We start from the raw sequence: 19575 nt of genomic DNA, 5'->3' as shown, positions 1-19575 counted from the left end.
GAAGCCCTGCCAATACCTGCCGCGCATATCCCGGCGGAAAATCTGCACGTTTCAGTTGATGTTGCAAGCTCCTAAAGTTTGTTTCAATTTGTCAAACAGCCTCTGATGCAACCGGTCGATCAGGAAATTTTATCCTGTCCAGCCGGTTGTTTCTATTTTTAAAATGGGCTTTTGGGAGCATCCTAACTCTGAGGTGATTTTTATGGAAAAGAAAAAAAGACAGCAGCCAGATGTTCCCGAAATCAGCGACTCGCTCCGCCTGAACCCTGAAAAGCGTGTCTGCCCCGCTTTCGATGATGTAACCATCGCAAAATTCACCGTCGGTTCTCCCGAAAAGATGGGAATGCGGGTGCTGGATAACTTCTGTGAAGAACACATCATGTAATCCCCTGTTCCGGAAAAAAGCCGCCTGTCAGGCGGCTTCTTTCATCCCTCAAAAAAATCCTCCTGCCGCCCGTATGCTTTGACAGATCACCGCCTATACTATATAGGCAATGCAGGTCCTTCTGCCTGCGCCCAACCCTTGGGGGACTGCTTGAAACATGAAACGCCCGCCTTTTTCAACAGGAAGCGGTGTCCGCTGTGAAAAATCCGCCTCGTTCCTCCCTTTTCAAACAACCTCCCAAAAAATCTGTAACAGACTTATTCTATCCAAGAGGTGAACACGATATGACAATACAACAGCCTGACGGCCTCCAGACCCTTCTGGAACACAACATCAAAGCCAACCATTATTTTTACTCACTGCCCACCTATCTGCGGGATCTTGTCTGCCGCAGCCACGAAACAATACGCACCGAAACCGAACTGCATCAGTATGCGGACGACATCCAGCGCGGCCTGCACGAATAGGTTGGATTTCCCCGGTATCGGAACCCTCTCCTCTGCCGATACTAGAATCGAAGCAGTTGAAAAGAGCCACCCTGTTTCTTTTCAAACCCGCGGCGAAACAGCCGCGAGGGAGCTGCTGTAAACAGCTCTGCTTCGGATAACGCGGGCAGCAGGCGCGCCCCATGCGTTTGCAAGCTTTTGCCCGCCGCTTAACAAAGAACCCGTATTCACAACCATTCGACACCGTCTGAGCGGGTCTTTTGCCGGCCTGCCGCGTTGAAAAATCTTGCAATACACAAAGTATTGTCTGCGTTTTTTCGCCTTGCAGGGCAGCAAAATCCCTCGCCCATCCGACATCCTCTGATTATGAATACAGGTTCAAAGACTTATTTTTAAGTATGCCGACTATAAACCTGCACCCGAACTGCCCAGTGCAGCTTTTGGGCACAGTCCAAAACGAGGTGATTGAGATGTCTGAAAAACGGCACTATGCGAAAAACCTGAACGCCCTTCTAAGCTCGAGCGAATCCGCCAAGACCTATTTTATGGCGCTCCCGGACTATGTCCAGGGGATGATCCAGCAGCGCACCTGCGACGTTCACAGTATGGACGAGCTGAGACGATATGCGGAAACCATGCTGGGCAGCCAATAAGCAGGACGCCAGCAACGGAATTGCCTCTGGAAAAGATTGAAAATGCCCCTGAAATCTGCTATGATAAATCCAGAGAGCAGAAAGGGGGCATTTTTCATGTCTATTTTGGAATGGATCATTCTGGGAGTCATTTTTCTGGTCGGAATTGCGGCTTGCATCTTTGTAGAGTACCTCAAAAGGCAGGGCCATCAGCTTCCGGGAAGCATGTGCTCCGGCTGCCCCAATACGGCAACCGTTGATACCAAGCCCGAGCGGCCCAAAATCCGGGAACACGAGCATCCGGACATCATGCTCTAAGCCCTGACCCGGCCGGTCCGGCGGGCAGGTTTCAAAACTGCTCCCGCCTGCGCTGGCGGCGCAGATTGGAACGCCTTTGTCCCGCCTCCCACTCCGCACGCTCTTCCTCTGTCTCAAGAATCAGGCCCGGGACAGTGGTGGGGCGTTCGTTTTCGTCGAGTGCAACCATAACGAAATACGCCTGATTCACAAGGTTTTTCACACCGTCGATCTGTTCGACAAAGGTATCCACCCGCACCTCCATCGAGGTATTGCCCACATAGGTGACCTGCCCGATCAGCACCACAAGGTCCTCTATGTGCGCTGCGGCTTTGAAATGCAGATTGTCCACCGAGACGGTGGTAATCGTCCTGTTTGCATGGCGGCGCGCGCAGACCGCCGCTACCACATCAATCCACTGCATGAGCTGTCCGCCAAACAGCCGCCCATAGCCGTTGATGTGCGCAGGCATAACAATCTGTATCTGTTCGGTGCGGGATTCCGACACCCGCTTTTCCCTTTTTTGCATGGAATCTCCCCTTTCATTCTTCCCCGGATTTTCCACGCCGGGAAAACCGGTATCAACAGGATCATTCAAAAGGATGCAGATAAGGAGGTCTTTTGATGAACATACAAGGCGTTGTCCGGGCATTCCGGCCGGAGGATCGCGACCAGGCTGCGGAAATCTGGCTGGCGGCGAACACCGGCGCCCATGCATTCCTACCGGCAGAGGTCTGGCAGGAGCATCTGCCAGACCTGCGGAATGCGCTTGTACAGGCAACTGTTTTTGTCTGCGAGCGCGAAGGGCGGCTCTGCGGGTTCATCGGCCTGCAGGGCAGCTACATTGCGGGGCTGTTTGTGGACCCCAAACTACAGGGACAGGGGATCGGAAGCCTGCTTTTGTCCGACTGTCAAAAACGCTTCGACTGTCTTTCGCTCGATGTCTTTGCCGAAAATCCGCGTGCAAAGCGGTTTTATGAGCGGCATGGCTTTTCCGCAGGGGAACCGAAACCGAGCGGGTTCCCTCCCCACCTAGAGCATCGGATGGAATGGCAAAAAAATGCATAAGTCCAAACGCGGGCAGGAGGGACAGAAGAACGTAACCGCTTCTGCCCCTCCTGTTCCCGGTTCGGACCGCGTACCGTTTTATGGTCTTGTCTTGACCTCTGCCGCGAGGATTTCCTCTTTCCGTTCCAGCAGGCCATCACTGAACAGGGCAGCCTCCATCTTATCCGCCCCGATTCGGTCGATCGCTGCGCCAAGCCGCTCTTTCTGATAGGCGTTTTCCTTAAACCAGAGCATCGTTTTTTCCAACAGAGGGAAAATTTCGTCCTGTGTTACCAGCCGGGAAAGCGGGGTTCCCATCCGGGTATGTTTGCCCCAGGTCCCGCCGACAAAAATCTGGTATTCGACCGGCCCATTCTCCGCAATCGCCTTAAACGGGCATTTTCCGGTGCAAACGCCGCAGGTCTTGCAAACCTTCTCGTCAATCTCCATCTTGTCCCCTACCAGCTTCGCGGCTTTGACCGGGCAATGCTTCTCGATCTGGCAGACCTTGCATCCGCGGCATTTGTCCCTGTCGTACTGTGGGACGCGGTGCCCTTCCACGCCAAAATCGTTCAAGCTCGGTTTCATACAGCTGTTCGGGCATCCTCCAACCGCAATTTTAAACTTGTGCGGCAGTTTGACATCCTTCCAGCCGATGTAATACCGGTCATGGATTTCTTTTGCCATTGCCTGGGTGTCAAAGTTGCCATAGATGCAGGTGGTCCCCTTACAGGCCGTCACCGGGCGGATTTTCGCCCCGGTACCGCCAAACGAAAGCCCCGCCTGCGCCGCAAATTCCCGCGCCGGCTCGATCTGGTCAAACGGGATACCGATCAGCTCCGCAGTGAGGCGGCTGGTCATCACCACCTTGCCGCTGCCAAAACGCCGCGCACATTCTGCAATCGCGGTCAGCTCGTCCGCTGTGAACACCCCCGCCGCCGGGACAATGCGTCCGGAAAAATTTTCGGTCCCCCGGTTGAGCAGGAAGCCCATCCCCTTGACCCGTGTGATCTCCTGTCCTGTCAGTTTTGCCATTGCGAATCCCCACTTTCTGGTTACTATGATGTTTCATGGAAATCCAAACGATCGGACCTCCTTGCTGTGAGTCCGTTTTACTGCTCTGAATAGTATATCACAATTTATGCCATAAATACAACCAGACGGGACAGAAGAATCCACGATCTGTACAAAACCTTTCCCGGTTCAGAGCCTGATCTTCTGGAAAAATCCGCGGATGACGTCACAGGAATGGTTCATCTTTTCCAGCTCCTGATCGGTGAGGGAAACCGCAAGCACATGCTGGACCCCCTCCCGGTTGATGATGCAGGGTACCCCCACATAGACGTCTTTCTGTCCATACTTTGTCTTGAGCAGATTGGATGCGGTGAGTACGCTGTTTTCATCCCCGAAGATCGCACGTACGATCCGCACCATCGACATACCGATCCCATAATAGGTTGACTGCTTCGCGGCAATGATCTTCTGCGCGGCATTTTTCACATCCTCCGCAATCTGTTCAAGATCGGCCATCCGGTAACGCCCCGGCTCCTCCTGGCAGAACTGAAGGACCGGTTTGGTCGCAATCAGTGCCTGTGACCACGGGACAAATTCGCTGTCCCCATGCTCCCCCATGACATAGGCATGGATGTTGCGCGGGTCAATCGAGAAATAGCCGCCGAGCATATACCGTAGACGGGCGGTATCGAGGGTGGTTCCGGTGCCAATCACCCGGTGCGGGTCAAACCCGGACAGCTTCAGAGCGACATGGGTCATGATATCCACCGGATTGGTCGCAATCAGGAAGATTCCCTTGAATCCGGAGTCCACCACCGGCTTCACGATCGACTGGAATACCGCTGTATTCCGCTGGAGCAGGTCGGTGCGGGACTCACCCGGCTTCTGTGCCACCCCCGCGCTGACCGCTACAATATCTGCGTCTTTACAGTCGGAGTAATCTCCTGCCCAGATTTTCATGTGCGAGCCGGAAAAAGCAAGGCCGTGGTTCAGGTCCATCGCTTCCCCCTCCGCGCGCTGGCGGTCGATGTCTACCAGAACCAGCTCATTGCAGATGTTCTGGTTCATGAGTGCATACGCAAAGCTCATGCCCACCAAACCTGTCCCAACCAGTACCACCTTTCGTTTATCCGCTGTCTTCATGTTTCTCCTCCCTCATTCCAGTTTGAATCTGTGATTAAAAACCCTGCAAAACCGGTTCTTAGCGCCTGTCCTGCATCTAAAGTTTTACTCGATTTTTTTGCTCCGGCCTAAGAGCCGTTTCTTCGCAACGGCTGCGCTCCGAAACACTCGCTGCGGCTCGTAGTACGGCGGCAGTGAGGCAGCGTCAGTTTGGTTCCAGACCAAACCGACAGGCGCAAAGCGCCTTCCCCGGCACCGAAGCGCGCAAAGCGCGACGCCCCTGCTGGCTGTCTTGCGTGTTAGGGGTCAGCGACCCCTCCCCGCAGGCCCCACCCCGGCAAGCCGGGCTGATTTCTTCTTTTTCTCAATTTAAAGTTTTACTCAATTTTTTTCAAAAAATTGCGGGGCCGAGGGGCAGAGCCCCCGACGCGCTCCGCACTGCGAGCCGCAGCGAAGCGTTTCGAGCGCAACCCGCCGAAGGCGGGCTCTTGGCGCGAGATGAGCGCGGAACGCTTTATCCGGAGAAGCGCATTTTTCGGGTGAATTGCCGCAAAGCGGCAAGAGGGGGCTTTTTGCAAGTGAAAAAGCCCCCTTGCATAAATAAAATACCGAACAGGTTCTTAGTGTTTCGCGCCGCCCTCCGCTTTATGCAGAGGACAGCGCGATTCTTTCCGGAAGCCTCCGCAGAAACTTCCTGTTCTGTTTCAGATACGCCATTCAACAGCGTCTTCCAACTTTTTACGAGGTCTGGCCTGGGGCGATTCCGCCGCATACCCGACCGCCATCGCCGCAGCCAGCTCCCCCTCGGCGCCCAGCCAGCCCATCAGTTCTTCCTGCGCGAAATAGGTGTCGCAGATCCACAGGCTACCCAATCCCAGGTCAAAAGCTGTGAGCGACATATTTTCGAGGGCGGCGCCGATCGACTGCGCATTGCACAGCTCATAGACCCGCTCTTCCACTGTCAGGGACCGGTTCATCCCGATCCCCAGCGGATTCACCACAAAGATGACGACCGGAGCCTGTTCCATAATCCGCAGTGTATGCCTGGCGGCTTCGAGGTGCTGCGCACTCTGGGGGAGGAGCGGCTGCTTTTTCTCCCGCTCCAATCCACGCTCCATCGCCGCAAGGGACTGCGCCTTGGCACGCCCCTCTGCCACGATAAACCTCCAGGGCTGACGGTTTTTAGAGGAAGGCGCGAGCATACCTGCCCGAAGGATTTCCTCCACCATCTGCCGTTTTACCGGAGTGTCTCTGTATTTTCGGATGCTTCTTCTATCGGTTATCGCTGGCAGCACAGCGCGCTCTCCCCCTTACTTTTTCTCAAACTCCCGGTTGAGCAGGACTACAACTCCCGAGAGCGCAAGCAGGCCAAGCAGGTTCGGAATGACCATGAGCCCGTTGAACAGGTCGGACAGCTCCCATACAAGGTTCACCTTGAGCGCGGAACCAACGATCACAAAAACGACCACCAGTGCGGCATAGAGCTTTACCGCTTTGGGTCCAAACAGATAGCGGACATTCTGTTCGCCAAAGAAATACCAGCCAACGATGGTGGAAAAGGCGAAGAAGAGCATACTGAACGCGATAAACATATTCCCGATATTCCCATAGAACTGGGTGAACGCCGACTGCGCCAGCTCAACGCCGATCAGGCCGTTGTCGTATACGCCGGTGATAATGACCGTGAGGGCGGTCATGGTCAGGACGATGAACGTGTCGATGAACACACCCATCATCGCTGCCAACCCCTGTTCACAGGGATGGTCCACCTTTGCCATCGCGTGTGCATGGGGAGTCGAACCCATACCAGCCTCATTCGAGAACAGACCGCGTGCCACACCATAACTAACCGCTTTCTTTACGGTGATACCGACCAACCCGCCGGCCGCAGCGGTCGGGTTGAATGCGCCGACAAAGATCAGCTTGAACGCATGGCCAAGATTTCCGATGTTTCCAAAGATGATGATGAGCGAGGTGATGATATAGAAGATCGCCATGATCGGGACCACCTTCTCGGTAACCGAAGCAATCCGCTTAACCCCGCCGAGGAAGATAAACGCCGCCGCCACTGCAACCACTGTGCCGACCACCAGTTTGTTCCATCCAAAAGCGGTTTCAAACGCGGCGCTGATCGAGTTGGACTGCACCATGTTGCCCATGAATCCAAGCGCAAGGATGATGAACACCGAGAACGCTGCGGCAAGCACCTTACCAAAAGTCCCCTGAAAGGCTTCCTTAATATAGTAAACCGGACCGCCGGTGACATGGCCGTCTATGTAGGTCTTGTATTTCTGGGCCAGGGTTGCCTCTCCATAGATCGTCGCCATTCCAAAAAATGCCGAAAGCCACATCCAGAAGATCGCGCCCGGTCCGCCCGAAACGATTGCACTCGCCGCGCCCGCGATATTCCCGGTGCCGACCTGTGCCGCAACCGCTGTCGCCAGCGACTGGAACGAGCTCATCCCCTCCTTGTCAGCCTTTGTGCCAAACAGTTTAATATTCCCAAATACTGCCTTAAACGCAGCGGGGAACCTGCGAATCTGTACAAAATTCAACCGGATGGTGAAATAGATTCCGGTGCCGCAGAGCAGAAGCGGAAGAATGATGTCCCATAGATAGCCTTTTACCCCTGTAACAAGTTCCAGAACCATAGTAGTGCCTCCTCTTTTTTCTCGCAACAAATTTTCCTGCCAGATGAATTTGTCACTTTGACATTTTAATCTGTCAAATTTTTAACTTCATCATCATAACACAAAACCAACTTGCACACAATGCATCCGCTTATTTTTTCCAGATCCTCCACAAATTTTTCTCATGGACAAGCGATCTTTGTACGATTTTCTAAACCAGAAAACGGCTCCTTTGGAAATTTTTCTGCGGATCAAGGAGTCACACCTGTATTTTTCCCGCTTACCGGGACCTGCCGCCGCGCGGGCGGTTTTGCGTCCGGCCCCGCGCAGAGGGCGGTTTTTTCTGCATTTTTTTCTCTGCCTGCGGCTGTTTTTTCTGCTTGTCAGCCACAGAGTCCTGCTGCACTGCTCTGGGCGGGCGCGGCTGTTTGGGCGGGATTTCAAAAACCTGCATCGGATAAGGATGTTCTTCCACCACTGGGATCGGCTTGCGGGTCAGCTTTTCGATCCCGGCAAGGCTCTCTTTTTCCGCGAAGCAGCAGAAAGAAACCGCTGTTCCCCTCTGTCCGGCGCGCCCGGTACGCCCGATCCGGTGCACATAGGTCTCCGGTATGTTCGGCAGGTCGTAGTTAAAGACATAAGGCAGCTCTTCGATGTCGATTCCGCGGGCGGCAATGTCGGTTGCGACCAATACCCGGATTTCCCCCGCTTTAAAGGCGTTGAGCGCGGTCTGGCGGGAGTTCTGGCTTTTATCTCCATGGATCGCCCTCGCGGGGATCTTTGCTTTGGCCAGCTCCCGCACCACCCGATCGGCGCCATGTTTTGTAAAGGTAAACACCAGCGCGGACGGGATCTGCTCGGTCTGGAGCAGGTGGATCAGCAGCCGCCTTTTATTCGCTTTATCCACAAAATAGAGCTTCTGTTCGATCACATCAACCGCCGATGAAACTGGTGTGACTGCCACCCGGACCGGATTGGTGAGGATTTTTTCGCACAGTTTGAGAATGCTGTCCGGCATGGTTGCCGAGAAAAAGAGGGTTTGGCGTGCGGACGGCAGTTTTCGGATGATGCGCTCCACATCCCGGATAAACCCCATATCAAGCATCCGGTCCGCCTCATCGAGCACCAGGGTTTCCACCCGATTCAGCTGAACATACCCCTGCCCAATCAGATCGTTCAGCCGTCCGGGTGTTGCGACAAGGATGTCCACCCCGCGCCGCAGCGCATCTACCTGCGGGTTCTGGGATACGCCGCCAAAAATCACTTCTGTACGCAGCCGCAGATAGCGTCCGTATGCCCGGAAATTTTCCGCAACCTGTAAGGCCAGTTCCCGGGTGGGGGTCAGAACGAGCGCCCGAATCGGCCGCTGGCGTCCCTGGGGTCCCGCGAGCGTGAGACGCTGCAAAATCGGGATGGCAAATGCAGCCGTTTTTCCGGTGCCTGTCTGAGCGCAGCCAAGCAGATCCCGCCCATCAAGCGCAGGTGGGATCGCCTTCCGCTGAATCGGTGACGGTTCGAAATAGCCCTCTTCCCGCACTGCGCGCAGAATGGGCTGAATCAGTTCCAGTTCTTCAAATTCCATAAATGTCTGTTCGGTCCTTTGCCTGTAAAATCAATCGTTTGTATTGACAGTATAGCACACTTTATGCAACTTGACAATTCTTTTTTTGATTGCAAAGTCTGCCTCCACAGGCAAGGGCCTTGATGCAGGCGGCTGCGCCCCGTCGTGCATTGCCTGTGCAGGCGTTCAGTTCAACTGTTCCAACAGGCGGTTATAGAGGCACCGATGGCGGGCGGCATTGTGCTCGAACCGGGACTTCAGCTGTGGATCGCTGGCTAGACGTGCATAGTGGGTGTATCTCTTGATCTGTACCTGCTCCTCGTCGAGCTGCGCCTCGATGATCGCGAGCTGTTTTGCTGTCAGGGACATGAAAAACCTCCTTTGTAACGGGTTACTTCCAGTAGTATCCCGTACAAAAGAGGTTTCTATACATCTGCCAAGAGGCGGTTCAATGTTTATGAATCGACGACGCGATAAACCCGTCATACAGCTTATCAATATACTGGAACGACCGCCCAGTACCGATCGCAACGCACTCAACCGGATTCTCCGCCAGATGAACCGGCATCTTGAGATGCTTGCTGAGATATTTTCCAAGGCCATGCAGCAGAGCGCCGCCGCCGGTCATGACAAGGCCGTTTTCGTAAAGGTCTCCCACCAGCTCGGGCGGCGTTCTTTCGACCACCGCATGTACTGCGTCCCGGATCTCGGCAATACAGTCATGCACCACCGGATAAAGCTCTTTGCGTGAGATAATCTGCCGCACTGGAAGCCCGCTCACCAGATGCCGGCCCTTGACCTCAAAGATCTGGTTGTCCGCATCCTCATCCATGCTTGCAGCCCCAATCTTGAGCTGCTCCGCCATCCGTTCCCCGATCAACAGGTTATAGGCACTGCGCACATATTTCACAATCGCGCCATTCAGTTTATCCCCCGCGACCCTGATCGAATTCTTACAGACAATCCCGCTGAGTGAAAGCACCGCAATATCGCTGGTGCCGCCGCCGATGTCGAGGATAATATTCCCCTTCGGGCGGGTCAGTTCGATTCCTGCACCGATCGCCGCCGCAACCGGCTCTTCGATCAGATAGACGCTGCGTGCCCCGGCTGTGACCGCCGCATCGACCGCTGCCTGCGCTTCCACCGCGGTAATCAGCGAAGGCACACAGAGCGCAACCCGGGGTTTGAGCACTGTACCAGGGGAGGCTTTGCGCAGAAAATACTTGATCATCTCTTCGGTCATCTTGTAGTCGGAGATGACCCCTTCCTCCAGCGGGCGGATCGCTGTGATCTGTGCAGGGGTTTTCCCGAGCATCTCGTGTGCATCCTGTCCGACGCTCAAGACTTCGCCGGTGCGGCTGTTGACCGCGACAACAGACGGTTCCCGCAGAACGATCCCCCGGTCTCCAACATATACCAGAACAGTTGCTGTTCCGAGATCAATCCCAATATCTACCGATGCCATAAGCATTCTCCTGTCCGATTTTTCGATGTTTGATAGCCAAAAAACAGAAAACAACCGGATCCCATGCAAGCGAAAGATACCGTTTGGCTATGTCGATGTTCTCCCGCTTTGCCCAGCGTGTATCCTATCGCCATCTAAAGCAAGGCTTGCTATCAGCAGCCTTTCAGACACCTCCATTATACTACAAAATCCCGGCCCTTTCAACATCTTTCTCAGAAAAGCGTGGCATGTCCGGGGACTCCCATTCCTGATGCGGCACCACTGCGGCAGCCGCCATCCAGATTTCCCCAGCGCCTGCACGTGCCAGCAGGCTGGCGCATCTTCGCGCGGTAGAGCCGGTGGTCAGCACATCGTCCACCAGCAAAATCCGTTCCCCGTGGAGCCGCACACCCCGCACTCCCGCAAATGATTGCCGGGCGTTTGCCTCCCGTTCCAGACGATCCGAAAGGGTCATCTGCGCGACCGTGTTTTCGGTATGACCGATCAGGCCATCCCGCACCCTGATTTTCAACCGCCTCGAAAGCTGTTGGGCGAGCATCCCGGCAGGGCAAAACCCGCGTTGCCGCAGTTTATGCGGGGCGGGCGGTACATAGGTCAGCAGGTCGAACCGGGGCAGGCCGGGGATTTCCAAGAGCCGTTCCGCCATCAGGCCCGCTAAAAAAGCAGCATAATACGACCGCCCATCGTATTTGAACCGGTGAATTCCCTGACGGACCCCATCCTTGTAATAGAGCGGGGCAGCCACCCGGACAAACGGCGGCAGATTTGGGAACCGTCCCGGCTCGATGCGCGGCAGGGTTTTGGCACATGCGGGACAAAGGTATCCGCCGTCCGGAAGCAGCGCCGTACAGCAGAAACATTTATGCGGGAACAACAGGCGGAGCAGCCTTTCCCGCAGCGGATCACTCATGGCAAACCTCCCCCAGAAGATGCACCAGATTGGTATACCGGCGGGATTTTTTATGGTTGTCCACCATATAATAGACCGTCCGACGGGAACCGAGCAGGATCAACAGCCGTTTGGCGCGGGTCACCGCCGTATAAAGCAGGTTGCGGTAGTACATCCGGCTGCGCCCGTCCATGAGCGGCATGATCACTGCGTCGTATTCGTTGCCCTGGCTCTTATGCACTGTGATCGCATATGCCAATTCCAGTTCGTTGGCCATATCAAACGAATATTCAGCGAGACGATCGTCAAACCGGATCACAATGGAGGAGGACGGACGGTTAATCAGCTCGATCACACCGATGTCCCCGTTGAAAATCCCCATCCCTTCCTCGCCATCCTCCTTTTCCCAAAGCAGGTCGTAGTTGTTGCGGATCTGCATGACCTTGTCCCCCTCGCGAAAGACCGCAGTCCCCGCCTTGAACTCCTTTTTGGAGGGGTCCGGTGGGTTGAGGGTCTCCTGCAACACCCGGTTCAGCTCGCCGGTGCCGACCGCCCCCACCCGGGTCGGCGCGATCACCTGAATATCCCAGAGCGGGGAATAACCGTAGCGGTTGGGCAGGCGCCTGGCACAGAGGTCGGCAGTAGTCGCCGCAATCCGGGCGGTGGAACTGTCGGGCAGGAAAAAGAAGTCGTTGTCCCGCACATCCAGCCGGGGATATTCCCCGGTCACAATCGCGTGGGCATTGGTGATAATCAGGCTCTGCGCCGCCTGCCGGAAGATCTCGGTAAGATGCACCACCGGCACCTCTCCGCTCTCGATCAAATCCCCCAGGATGTTGCCCGCCCCCACCGACGGGAGCTGGTCCGGATCGCCGACCAGGATCAGGCGGCAGGAAAACCGCAGCGCACGCAGAAGCGATTCAAAAAGCAGCGTATCCATCATCGAGGTTTCGTCGATGATGACCGCCTCAAAGGGGAGCGGGTTTTTCTCGTTGCGCTTGAACCGGGTGACGCCGCTGCCGTCGCCGAAATCGACCTCGAGCAGCCGGTGCACCGTCTTGGCCTCCACGCCGGTGAGATCGGCCATCCGTTTGGCGGCCCGCCCGGTCGGAGCTGCCAGCGCAACCTTTGCGCCCGTCTGGGTCAGCAGGCGGATAATCGCCGAAATCGCGGTGGTTTTTCCGGTCCCGGGGCCCCCTGTCAGGACCATCAAAGGCTGGGTGATCGCGGTGATGATCGCTTCCCTCTGAAGCCGCGCATATTGGATCCCCTGTTTTTGTTCGAGGCCGTCGATCACCCCGCCGATATCCGCTATGATGCCTTCCGGACGGCTCCCCAGCATCAGTGCGAGCTTGCTCGCGATATAGCATTCCGCCTCGTAGTACCGCGGCAGATAGATGAACGGTTCCCCGTCCACCTCGACCCGCACCAGCTCATTCTGTTCGACCAGCAGGTCCAGCGCATCCCCGATCAGATGGCTGTCGACCTCAAGCAGCGGCTGACAGACCTCGATCAGTTTACGCGCGGGCAGGCAGACATGCCCGTTGTTGGTGTTGTGGCGCAGGATATGCTGAAGCCCTGCGGAAATCCGCTCGAACCCGTCCTGCTGGAGCCCGCCCTGCCGGGCGATCGCATCCGCAGTTTCAAATCCGATGCCGATTTCCTCGCAGCAGAGGACATACGGATTTTGCGACACCATTTCCTGCGCAGAGAGTCCAAATTTTTTCCAGGTCTTGATTGCAAACGCCGCAGGCACTCCAAATTTGGCGAGAAAAAGCATAACGGTACGGATTCCAAAAAGTTTTTTATACTCATTGGAAATCTGTTCTGCTTTTTTTGCCGTAATTCCCCGAATTTTTGTCAGTTGTTCCGGGTCCTGTTCAATGATCGTGAGGGTCTCGTCTCCAAACATCTGCACCAGCCTTTTGGCGATGGCCGGCCCAACCCCCTTGATCGCCCCGGACGCAAGATAGCTTGCGATTGCGGTCGCGGTTGCAGGCATCAGCCGTTCATAAATCTGTGCTTTCAGTTGCAGCCCGTATTTGGGATGGTTGGAATAGGTGCCGGTGACGATCAGCGTCTCTCCCACCGAGATGTCGGCAAACTCACCAACGACAGTCATCAGCTCCTCATCGGTTGCCAGCTCGAGCACAGTGTACCCATTTTCCGGATTGTGAAACACGATGGTCTCCACACTGCCTTCCAATCTGTAAAGCTCCCCGCTTTCCACCTGTGCACCCATCCTTTCGTGACCAGATAGCCAACACGCGGAAAAACCGAACCATTCCCAACGATATTGACTATACCAGTATAATACGGATCGGCGAAAATGTAAATATTTTCATCGCCCGGTCAGCAGTGCGTCCAGCTCTTGGGCCGACTGCACAAACCGGATCCCGGTACCGCTGGTGAGCACCCTGCATTCCCGCACGCCGCCCTCATCCAGCCCCACATCGTAGAGGACATAGACCTGTTGGGAAGGGTTCGCCTCCCATTGCAGACAGGAGTAGACCTGCGCAAGCTGTTCATCGGTGCTCCCCTCCCCGCCGATCGGGAATACCCGGTACACCCGGCTGCGCCTGCTGCCCATCCGAATCGAAATCCAGGTACAGACCTGCACAAACCCGACACACGCCAATGCCGCCACTGTCAGCCAAAGGATTATTTCCACCATAAAAAATCACCTCCCTGCATCCTATGCAGAAAGGTGATTTTTTGCCTGTGTTTTCCCGAATTCTTACCGGACTGCCGCCAAAAGCGCATCAGCCTTGTCGGTTTTCTCCCAAATGACCCCGAGGTCCTCACGGCCCATATGCCCGTAAGCCGCGAGCTGACGGTAGATCGGGCGGCGCAGATCGAGGGTGCGGATGATCACCGCAGGCCGCAGATCGAACACCTCTTTCACTGCCTGCTCGAGCTTTTCGTCCGAAACTGTGCCGGTACCAAAGGTATTGACATTGACCGAAACCGGATGTGCTACCCCGATCGCATAGGCGAGCTGGACTTCACAACGCCTGGCGAGCTTCGCCGCAACGATGTTCTTGGCGACATAGCGCGCCGCATAGGCTGCCGAGCGGTCGACCTTCGTGGGGTCCTTGCCCGAGAATGCGCCGCCGCCATGCCGCCCAGAGCCGCCGTAGGTGTCAACAATGATCTTGCGCCCGGTCAGGCCGGAATCCCCCTGCGGGCCGCCGATCACAAACCGTCCGGTCGGGTTGACAAAAATCTTGGTGTTTTCGTCCATCAGGTTGGCGGGCACGATCTCCTTGATGACCTTTTCGATCACATCGGCGCGGATCTGCTCGAGCGAAACTTCCGGGGCGTGCTGGTTGGAGATCACCACCGCATCCACGCGGACCGGGCGATCGTCCTCATATTCGATCGTAACCTGGGTTTTGCCGTCCGGGCGCAGATAGGGAAGAACCCCCTCCTTGCGTACTTTGGTAAGCTGCTTTGCGAGCTTATGTGCCAGCGAAATCGGCATGGGCATCAGCTCGGGGGTTTCATCGCTTGCATAGCCGAACATCATCCCCTGGTCCCCTGCACCGGTCGCGTCCTCCTTGCTGGTATCGGCGTCGCGGTACTCGAGCGCATCGTCCACGCCCATTGCAATATCCCCCGACTGCTCGTCAATGCTGGTCAGCACCGCACAGGTCTTGCAGTCAAACCCGTATTTCGCGCGGTCATAGCCGATCTCTTCGATCGTCTTGCGCGCGATCGCCGGAATATCCACATAACATTTGGTAGAAATTTCACCCATAATCATCACCATGCCGGTGGTCACTGCGGTTTCGCAGGCGACACGCGCCCCGGGATCATTTGCAATGATCGCATCGAGCACCGCGTCCGAAATCTGGTCGCAGATTTTGTCCGGATGTCCCTCGGTGACCGACTCGGATGTAAACAGATACTTCGCCATAAAAAATCAAACTCCTTTTTGCTGAATCGTGAATGGTTTTCTATATAAATACGCGGGTCTGCGGCCTGCAGAATCCACAGCCCGGGCAAATTTTTCATGTTTTGATGGTCACAGGTCAAGGATACAGAAATCGGTCATCAGGCAGCAGAGCTGCCCCTCGGCGTCGAACCCCCAGTAGGAAGGGTATCCGCCGTCCCCCCAGCCGCTTGAAAACGCCGCAACGTTGTATTCGCTGTCCGGAAGCCGGACGTTTGCAGCCGAATAGGTATCCACATAGCTCTTTTCGAGCGCGTCATCCAGCGCCGAAAAAATGCCGCCCTCCCATTCCTCCAACCCTTCGGTCAGCCGGAGGAAGGTCTGTTCGTCCATAAACCCGCCGGTCCCACTGTCCACACCATAGCCGTAAAAGCCATCTTCCGAAAGCTCCGCGGTATCCTGTCCCGCGAGCAGCGCCATCTCAAACCGCACCGGCGCCCCCTCGCGGAACCGCAGGCCGGCAAACGCCACCCGTTTGTCGCCGCCGCCCTCCCAGACCCAGAGGTTCACCGGGTAGCTGCCGGGAGGGACTGTCCTTGTAAATGGGGTTCCCTCGAACAGGCAGCAGGGGTCATTTGCAACGATTTTCCCGGTCGGCAGATAAAGCTCCCCCAGCGGTTGGGAACGCAGGCTTTCGCCCTCCTTGAGAAACCGGCCGGCACTCCCTGCGGATACTGCTTTCAAAAGCGGTTCATTCAGATACATCCTGCACACTCCCTTTTGGATCAGAACTCATCGAAAAACGGCGAGCACCCCGTCCCCTACCGCGTTGGCAGTCCGAAAGATGCCGGAACGGCTGGTCATCGAGTCATACTCGGCGGGGTTGGTCAGGAACCCCATCTCAACCAGTACCGCTGGCGCATAGGTATTGAGGGTCACCCGGAAGGCCGAAAACTTCGCGCCCCGGTTGGTGCGGCCGGTGTAATCCGCAACATTGGCCGCGAGGATTTGGGCAAGCCGCTGGGACTGATCCTCATAATAGTAAACCTCGGTACCGCCAGCCTTGTTGGTATCGCGGTCGTAGGAAATGCTGTTGCAGTGGAGCGAGATGAACAGGTCTGCATCCACTGTGCCCTGCATCCGGTCATTGATCGGCGGGTTCTCGTCTTCGGAGCGGGTCATCAGGACGGTCGCGCCCAGCGATTCCAACCGCTTCTGCACCGCGATGGCAGTCGCGAGGTTGATGTCCTTTTCCATCGCAGCCTTCGTCCCTGGAACCCCGACCGCGCCCGGATCGCTTCCTCCATGCCCTGCATCGACCGCAATCGTAATCCCGGCAAGTGGACGGCTCCCCTGCTGGAGGGAAGGCTTGTATTTTGCAAAGACGTTGATCCCGCCCTCTCTGCCATAGGTGATGTCATAGCCCCACAGCGTGCGGTTTCCCGACAGTTGGAAGGTCAGGTCAGCGTACCCATCCTTTTGGGAGACTGCCACCCCGCCGAACACCCGGCTGTTGGAAACCGCTGCCTTCAGCTCGGAGACCGCATCGCTGCTCATGGTGGTGTTGCACAGCCGCACAAACAGCTTTTCACTGTCCTGATAGGACCGAACCATCGGGCGTGCACTGCCGGGGAAGGAGTAGACCTCGCCGTTCCCGTCGTCGGTCGCGCCAAAAAGGGCCTGTTCTACCGACAGACGGAGCGGAACCTCCTCGGTCAACGGCTGCATCGCCTCCCGCGGGACCCAGCCGCCGGTCGACAACTCGTAAAGGTCGCCGTTGATGTCCTTTACTGTGTCAATCCCGCCCAGCTTGGCAGTATCAATAAACCTGCTGCGCTGTGCATCGCTGTAAACTACCGTAGCGTCGTTCTTGACCTGTACTGCCAGCCGGCTTCCCGACCCGGTTATGTAGACCCTGCCCTCCGACTCGAAATCGGTCTGCCCATTGAGGGTGTAGACCACCTGCCCGAGGTCTTTGGTGCCGCTGACCTCGCCCGCCGTGAGCTTGGCGGTGAAGGTTGCGGGAACGCCCGCTTTAGCGGTTGCGGCGCTCTGCTCCAATGTGACCTGCCTGTTCCCGATCGACGCAGTCACGCTCGCCCCCGAAGGAGCTACACAGGAAAGCGTGATCGTTTCGCCGCTGAAGGTTGCACAGTCGTAAGCTGGCGCCATCCGGGAGATCACTGTCGTAGTTGCAGCTTCAGCGGAAGCATTCCCCCGCACGATGATAACTTCCTCACGCGCACTGCCCTGCTCGAGCACAAAGCGGTTGGTTCCCGCGTCAAGGGCGACATAAACCCCAAAGCTGCCCCGCACGCCCCGCTGCTCGACCTCCTGTCCATTGAGGGTCAGCGGCAGGCCAGGGTCGGAAGTACCAGCAATAAAATAAGCAGCATCAGTCGTCGTAATCTGCCCGCTGGGACGTGAAACCGTCAATCCCTGTGGAATCGTGAGGCTGACGTGGCCAGTAATCGCTTCAAGGTCGTTATATCCGCCCTGCGCCGCTGCCGGTGCGACCGAAACTCCCACACAAACCGCTAGCACAAGTACAAAGCTGACAAGCCGGTTTTTGATCTGTTTTTTCTGCATCTTTGGTTCCTCCCGCCCTCTGGTTTTCCAGGCTTTTTTATAGAAGTGCGGTTTTTACGCGGAATTCCTGCGCGGGTCTGGTCGAAATCTGCTGTAAAAAACGCCCGGTATACACCGAGCGTTCTATCTTTCCTCATCTCTCGGTCATACCGCAGGATTTGGCACCTTGCAGATGCAGGTTGCCGGACTTCATAGGGCCTGTCCCTCCGTCACTCTTTATAAGGTAGAAATATGAAATTTAAAATTTAAGTTTCTTCTGAAGAAAAGTTTACACCAACTTTGGTAGATTGTCAAGCGCTTTTTTCAGATGCTCAGGCTGCCTGCTGCCCCTGCTCATAGCGCAGAAGCTGGCCAATTGGTTTGTAGACGATGTATGTCACCAGACCGTTGATCCCGGCTTTGGCAAGGTTAAACGGCACGATCACCGGAAGCAGCATCGGAATTACCGCATCAATCGGGGTGCCCATGAAAATCGGGGTAAAGACCAGATTGCAGAATACCATCATAATGGTCATCGAAGCAACACCTGCCAAAATCGCTGCAACTGCCCCACCGCGGGTATGCCGCCGCTTATAAATGTTTCCGGCCAGCAGCGCAAACGAGCCTGTCGCCAGAATATGCATCACAATGCCGATCGGGCCGGACGCGGCGCTCACAGTTACCCCCTGGATCACCGAAACGGCGACGGTTAACAACAGGCCCGAAATCGGACCAAACAGAAACGTCCCGATGAAGATGGGGATGTCCGCAGGGTCATACTCCATCCAGGGTGCACTCGGGAAAAGCGGAAAATGGACGATCGAGATCAAGACGATTGAAAGTGCGGCGAGCATCGCCATTGTGGTGAGTTTTTTGGTGGATGTTTTCATGCTTGTTCCCTCCATAGAATAGAGCCTGTCGGGGAAACGAAACGCCCTTGCGGCAAAAAGCGCAAGGGCGGCAGCGTGTCGCGGGAAAACCCGGGAAAGCTACGCTGTTTCTTTCATCCGGACTATACCGTTGGTATGGGAGTTTCACCCATTCAGCCGACTTTCGCCGGGTCGCGGACTTTACCGCCAGTGGGGAATTGCACCCCGCCCTGAAACAGACCTGTTAAATTTGTTTTTATTATAGCGCGGTGTATCCCGTTTGTCAAGCGGCCTCCGCACAAGATGCAGCAATCCTTTTCGCAAAGAAAGTCTGCAAACCCCATCGCGCAGGTAAATAACATTTTTCGCAAATATCCCCCTTATATCCGTTCAAGGCCCGGCCCGTAAATATGTGGTTTTCCGAAGATTGGCTGCCGTTCTTATTGTTTTCCGCATTTTTCTGCTATTTTATTTCTCCACCCGCGACAGCAGCACGACACTCTCAACATGTGTCGTCACTATGATGGGAACATGTTGTATCTGCCTTGTCAGTATGATATGGTATAAAAAAAGTTGACACCTTTTCCTCAAGGGAGTAGAAAAAAGAGAAGAAGAAGGAGGAAAGGCAATGGCTCGAAGCTACGATAAAGAGTACAAGGTACAGGCCGTAAAGCTGGCCAGAGAGATCGGCGGAGACAAAGCGGCGAAGGAGCTGGGCATCCCGAAAGGGACGATCCACGCCTGGCTGAAAGCGG

At 55.8% G+C, this 19575-nt stretch carries 20 protein-coding genes and 2 riboswitches; of the genes, 5 read left to right on the top strand and 15 right to left on the bottom strand.

Going from position 1 to position 19575, the window contains the following annotated elements; all coding sequences use genetic code 11:
- The first annotated feature begins 202 nt into the window (after positions 1-202).
- From C814_RS19360 to C814_RS19350, 4 genes are all read left to right on the top strand, one after another.
- A complete protein-coding gene (locus C814_RS19360) occupies positions 203-385 on the top strand; it encodes a hypothetical protein (protein WP_016317137.1) in 183 nt (60 codons plus the stop codon).
- A gap of 284 nt (positions 386-669) precedes the next feature.
- Entirely contained in the window at positions 670-852 is a 183-nt protein-coding gene (locus tag C814_RS19355) for a hypothetical protein (protein WP_016317136.1), read from the top strand.
- Positions 853-1301: 449 nt separating this feature from the next.
- Positions 1302-1484: a hypothetical protein gene (locus C814_RS0105570; RefSeq protein ID WP_022788564.1), complete on the top strand. Its 183-nt coding sequence runs from the start codon at positions 1302-1304 to the stop codon at positions 1482-1484.
- 96 nt (positions 1485-1580) lie between these two features.
- A complete protein-coding gene (locus tag C814_RS19350; RefSeq protein WP_016317134.1) occupies positions 1581-1781 on the top strand; it encodes a hypothetical protein in 201 nt (66 codons plus the stop codon).
- A gap of 31 nt (positions 1782-1812) precedes the next feature.
- Here the strand turns inward: C814_RS19350 and C814_RS19345 are convergent, their stop codons facing one another.
- Entirely contained in the window at positions 1813-2289 is a 477-nt protein-coding gene (locus C814_RS19345; RefSeq protein ID WP_016317133.1) for an acyl-CoA thioesterase, read from the bottom strand.
- Between the two features lie 95 nt (positions 2290-2384).
- Here C814_RS19345 and C814_RS19340 point away from each other — a divergent pair, with 95 nt between their 5' ends.
- Positions 2385-2828, top strand: a complete 444-nt coding sequence (locus C814_RS19340) for a GNAT family N-acetyltransferase (RefSeq protein WP_016317132.1) — start codon at positions 2385-2387, stop codon at positions 2826-2828.
- A gap of 78 nt (positions 2829-2906) precedes the next feature.
- On the opposite strand, the gene C814_RS19335 is transcribed toward C814_RS19340, so the two are convergent.
- From C814_RS19335 to C814_RS19275, 14 genes are all read right to left on the bottom strand, one after another.
- Positions 2907-3842, bottom strand: coding sequence for a hypothetical protein (locus tag C814_RS19335; RefSeq protein ID WP_016317131.1), 936 nt, complete (start codon positions 3840-3842; stop codon positions 2907-2909).
- Positions 3843-4010: 168 nt separating this feature from the next.
- Positions 4011-4964 (bottom strand): L-lactate dehydrogenase, encoded by a 954-nt coding sequence (locus tag C814_RS19330; RefSeq protein WP_016317130.1) that lies wholly within the window; start codon positions 4962-4964, stop codon positions 4011-4013.
- Positions 4965-5647: 683 nt separating this feature from the next.
- Positions 5648-6238: a nitroreductase family protein gene (locus C814_RS19325; RefSeq protein WP_016317129.1), complete on the bottom strand. Its 591-nt coding sequence runs from the start codon at positions 6236-6238 to the stop codon at positions 5648-5650.
- Positions 6239-6253: 15 nt separating this feature from the next.
- Positions 6254-7594 carry an alanine/glycine:cation symporter family protein gene (locus C814_RS19320; protein ID WP_016317128.1) on the bottom strand — a complete coding sequence of 447 codons (1341 nt, stop codon included), beginning with the start codon at positions 7592-7594 and terminating at the stop codon, positions 6254-6256.
- Between the two features lie 259 nt (positions 7595-7853).
- Positions 7854-9155 (bottom strand): DEAD/DEAH box helicase, encoded by a 1302-nt coding sequence (locus tag C814_RS19315; RefSeq protein WP_016317127.1) that lies wholly within the window; start codon positions 9153-9155, stop codon positions 7854-7856.
- Between the two features lie 165 nt (positions 9156-9320).
- Positions 9321-9503 carry a hypothetical protein gene (locus C814_RS19310; RefSeq protein ID WP_016317126.1) on the bottom strand — a complete coding sequence of 61 codons (183 nt, stop codon included), beginning with the start codon at positions 9501-9503 and terminating at the stop codon, positions 9321-9323.
- 79 nt (positions 9504-9582) lie between these two features.
- On the bottom strand, positions 9583-10599 hold the full coding sequence (locus tag C814_RS19305) for a rod shape-determining protein (RefSeq protein WP_016317125.1): 1017 nt from the start codon (positions 10597-10599) through the stop codon (positions 9583-9585).
- Between the two features lie 181 nt (positions 10600-10780).
- On the bottom strand, positions 10781-11509 hold the full coding sequence (locus tag C814_RS0105560) for a ComF family protein (protein WP_016317124.1): 729 nt from the start codon (positions 11507-11509) through the stop codon (positions 10781-10783).
- Complete coding sequence (locus C814_RS19300; protein WP_016317123.1) at positions 11502-13718, bottom strand: SF1B family DNA helicase RecD2; 2217 nt, start codon at positions 13716-13718, stop codon at positions 11502-11504. The genes C814_RS0105560 and C814_RS19300 overlap by 8 nt, the downstream gene beginning before the upstream one ends.
- 111 nt (positions 13719-13829) lie before the next feature.
- A complete protein-coding gene (locus C814_RS19295) occupies positions 13830-14162 on the bottom strand; it encodes a hypothetical protein (protein WP_016317122.1) in 333 nt (110 codons plus the stop codon).
- A gap of 63 nt (positions 14163-14225) precedes the next feature.
- On the bottom strand, positions 14226-15407 hold the full coding sequence (gene metK, locus C814_RS19290; protein ID WP_016317121.1) for a methionine adenosyltransferase: 1182 nt from the start codon (positions 15405-15407) through the stop codon (positions 14226-14228).
- A 108-nt stretch (positions 15408-15515) separates the two neighbouring features.
- Positions 15516-16148, bottom strand: coding sequence for a DUF4241 domain-containing protein (locus C814_RS19285; RefSeq protein ID WP_016317120.1), 633 nt, complete (start codon positions 16146-16148; stop codon positions 15516-15518).
- A 27-nt stretch (positions 16149-16175) separates the two neighbouring features.
- On the bottom strand, positions 16176-17972 hold the full coding sequence (locus C814_RS19280) for an N-acetylmuramoyl-L-alanine amidase family protein (RefSeq protein WP_016317119.1): 1797 nt from the start codon (positions 17970-17972) through the stop codon (positions 16176-16178).
- Between the two features lie 130 nt (positions 17973-18102).
- Positions 18103-18197, bottom strand: a riboswitch (SAM riboswitch).
- Positions 18198-18283: 86 nt separating this feature from the next.
- Complete coding sequence (locus C814_RS19275) at positions 18284-18841, bottom strand: ECF transporter S component (protein WP_016317118.1); 558 nt, start codon at positions 18839-18841, stop codon at positions 18284-18286.
- A 101-nt stretch (positions 18842-18942) separates the two neighbouring features.
- Positions 18943-19062: riboswitch (FMN riboswitch) on the bottom strand.
- Between the last annotated feature and the right edge of the window lie 513 nt (positions 19063-19575).

Source organism: Anaerotruncus sp. G3(2012) (assembly GCF_000403395.2).
Lineage (GTDB): Bacteria > Bacillota > Clostridia > Oscillospirales > Ruminococcaceae > Anaerotruncus.
This window is presented reverse-complemented; position numbering and strand designations above follow the sequence as displayed.